The sequence below is a fragment of the Synechococcus sp. H55.9 genome, from assembly GCF_047462355.1.
Taxonomy (GTDB): Bacteria; Cyanobacteriota; Cyanobacteriia; order Thermostichales; family Thermostichaceae; genus Thermostichus.
Window position 1 is genome coordinate 3,014 of the sequence record NZ_JANSJB010000013.1, and the last position, 3,182, is coordinate 6,195.

Annotated in this window: 2 protein-coding genes; both read right to left on the reverse strand. The window is 61.7% G+C overall.

What is annotated here, in order from left to right; genetic code table 11:
• Nucleotides 1-18: 18 nt before the first annotated feature.
• The gene (locus tag NW857_RS03280) at nt 19-1,902 is read right to left on the reverse strand and encodes a mechanosensitive ion channel family protein (RefSeq protein ID WP_414347406.1); all 1,884 of its coding nucleotides are present in this window, start codon (nt 1,900-1,902) and stop codon (nt 19-21) included.
• Between the two features lie 23 nt (nt 1,903-1,925).
• Nucleotides 1,926-3,044: a calcium/proton exchanger gene (cax, locus tag NW857_RS03285; RefSeq protein WP_414333372.1), complete on the reverse strand. Its 1,119-nt coding sequence runs from the start codon at nt 3,042-3,044 to the stop codon at nt 1,926-1,928.
• Nucleotides 3,045-3,182: the final 138 nt, after the last annotated feature.

The window sequence follows — 3,182 nt, forward strand, 5'->3', positions numbered from 1 at the left end:
TGCAGGCCAGCCGGGCGGCTAAGGGCGATGAAGACCCTCGGCAGGAACCTGGTCTGTGAGGTCTTCTGGATCAAGATCCCTTTCCCGCGGACGGGCCTCCAGCCGCGACTCCATCAGGCGCAGCAGGCGGTGGGTCTCCTCTGGGCTGAGGCCCTGGATGCGCATCTCCAAGGGGCTGTGGAACCAGAGGGTTTGCTGCGGAAACGGAATCCGGATCCCGGCTTGGTCGAAGGCATGCTTGAGGCGACGGCGATATTCCCGCGCCACCCGCCACTGCTGTAGGGGCTGCACTTTGATCCAGATGCGCAGGGTGATCCCCCGCTCCCCCAGGTCATCGACGCCGTGCATCTCGGGGGGCTCGAGGATCTTGTCCCGCCAAGCCGGCTCCCGGTACATCTGGAGCGCCACCTGCTCGGTGATGCGGATGGCCTGTTCCAGGTCGTTTTCGTAGGCGATCACGATCCCCAAATCCACCCGCGACCAGCCGTTGGAGAGGTTCTCCACCACCCGAATGGCGCTGTTGGGAATGGAGATCAGGCTGCCTTCGGTGTTGCGCAACTGGGTTAGCCGCAGATCCATATGTTCCACCAGGCCGCTCCGCCCATCCACCACGATCACATCTCCTTCGGCAAATTGGTCTTCCAGCAAAATCAACAGCCCGTTGATCACGTCTTTGATCAAATCCTGGGCAGCCAGGGAAATCCCCAGCCCGATAAAGCCCAGGCTGGCCACCAAAGGGCCGATATTCACCCCCACCGAGGCCAAGCCGACCAGGGATCCCAGCAAAACCAGCGCGGTGGCTGTCACTCCTTTGGAGACACCGGCAAAGGTGCTGAGGCGTTTGCTGAGGCGATAGGTGGGGGCATTTTGCCACTGCTCCTGGCGCAAGGCGGCGAAGAGGCCGTCCAGCAGCAGGCTGCTCAGCCAAACACTGCCATAGGTCGCCAGGCCCACCCCTGCCAAGCGCAGCAGAGGGCCGCGCAGCGAGACCAGGAGAAACGTTTGCAAGGGTCGTGTTTGGGGGAAAAGGCCCAAACTCACCCCAACGCCGCCCGTCCACAGGCCAACCTGCACCAGGCGCAGCAGACGAATGTGCAGCTCCAAATAGGATGCCTGCCGTTTGCGCCCTGCCTGTTGTTCGACCAAGACGGGATCCTCGCCCGGCTCCCCCTGGAGGCGCTCCTGCACCTCTGCTTGGATGGCCTGGTACTCCGCCTGCAGGGCATCGCGTTTTTGCTGCAGCCGTCGTCGTTCTCGTTGACAAAGCCGGCTCAGGCTTGCCGCTGCTGCCAGAATGGCGAGGGCTATCAGGGCTTGGCGGCGCAAAAACTGGGGCTGTCGCTCCCGCTGCCAGGTGCGCAGGGCCTCCTCGACAATGCCCGCCACCTGTTCGGCCCAATCCATCGGCTGGCTGCCCTGAAGCTGAGCATCCAGAGAGGTGATGGTCATCAAATGGCGTCCATTCACCCGGATCACCGGCTGATTGGTTTGGCTGTCGAGGACGACCTCCACCCGCAGTGTTTCCGGGTCAAGGCCCGACTGGGCCAACTGGCGCAGGGTTTGTTCGATGGAGCGGGCCCGCTGCGACACCGGCGGCACGCTGCCGGGATCCCCCTGCAGCGCGGCGACCAAAAACAGCCGCCGCCCATCCAGCGTCACGGCCTCCGTTTGGATGGAGGTGGTGGGCAGGCTGAGCGCCTGCCGCAGCTCTTCCAGGGCATCCAAGCGGTTGAGCAAAGGCAGGTTGGAGGCGGTGCCGTTGTTTTGAGAAGTTTCCTGACCCCATGCCGGCTCGATGGCCGGGGATAGGGCGAGGGAAGTGCCGAAAAAAAGGAGCGGCCAAAGCAGGGATCCCGCTGTTCCCCGCCTCGATCTACTTGAAGCTTGCAGATTGTGCGGCATGAGCCGATGCTAAAGTTCTTCCATCAATCTAAGAAGAAGAAAGCAATGCCGAGAATGGCATAGGTGGCCAAGAGCAACAGCCCCTCCAGCCAGTTGGAGCGCCCGTCGCTGCTGACGGAGTTGACCAGCAACACCGAGACGGCGATCGCCACCAGCTCCACCATGCCGAAGTTAAAGTTCATCGGCTGGCCCAGCAGGTCACCGGCCAGGACCAGCAGGGGCGCCACGAACAGGGCAATTTGCATCGTCGAGCCCAGAGATACTGAGAAGGAGAGATCCATCTTGTCTTTCATGGCCACCGTAATTGCCGTCGCATGTTCGGCCGCATTGCCGATGATCGGCAGCAAGATCACCCCCATAAACAGCGAGGTAATGTGCCAATGCTCCAGAGTGTGCTCCAAGGTGCTCACCAACAGTTCCGACTCCAGTGCCACCAACACCGTCAACCCCAAAAGGGCCAACACCCAAGGCCATAGCCCAGGCTGCTCGGGCGGGGCCGTCAACACTTGGGGAATGGAGCCCTCCGCCTGCAAAACCGGATTGGGGGCCAGGCGATTGGCCGCCTCATTCTCTGCGGCTGCGGCCTCGTGAAGAGCGTAGAGGTAACTGTGGGTTTTGAGGGAAAACAGCAAGGTGAGGCCGTAAACCCCGATCAGCACCAGAGCCACCGCCGTGGACAGCTCTTGGATGGAGAGCGCTCCCAAGTTGGCATCGGCATAGGTGACCACACTGGGCAAGATCAAGGCCACCACCGCCAGGTTCATCACCGAGGCATTCATGCGGGCCACTTCGGGCCGAAAGCTCTGCTCGCGAAACTTAATGCCGCCCAAAAACATGGCCAGCCCGGCCACCAGCAGCAGGTTGCTGATGATCGAGCCGGTGATCGAGGCTTTCACCACCTCCACCAGCCCCGCCCGCAGCGCCACCAAGCCGATGATCAATTCTGCCGCATTGCCAAAAGTGGCGTTGATCAACCCCCCTATGGTCGGCCCGGTCAAGGCGGCAATCTCCTCGGTGGCTTGACCCATAAACTTGGCCAAGGCCACCACCGCCAAGGCGGCACAGAGGAAGACCAGATTGGGATCCCAGCCTCGGAAGTGCCCCACCCAAGATAGAGGAACTCCCGCCAGCAGCAGGAACATCAGGCCGTTCAAACCTCTCTGCCAACCTGCTGCAGAGCGATCCGGAGAACCCAGAGAATTTGCATTAGCCAGAGTCATGGTTGCACAAAAAGGGAGCGCCAATAGATGCCGTTTGGGTTTTGGAGAGCAGTACCCCCA

Excerpts from the sequence above, each read along its gene's own strand:
- NW857_RS03280 (WP_414347406.1), bottom strand. The coding sequence starts at position 1,902 with ATGCCGCACAATCTGCAAGCTTCAAGTAGATCGAGGCGGGGAACAGCG.
- cax (WP_414333372.1), bottom strand. The coding sequence starts at position 3,044 with ATGTTCCTGCTGCTGGCGGGAGTTCCTCTATCTTGGGTGGGGCACTTC.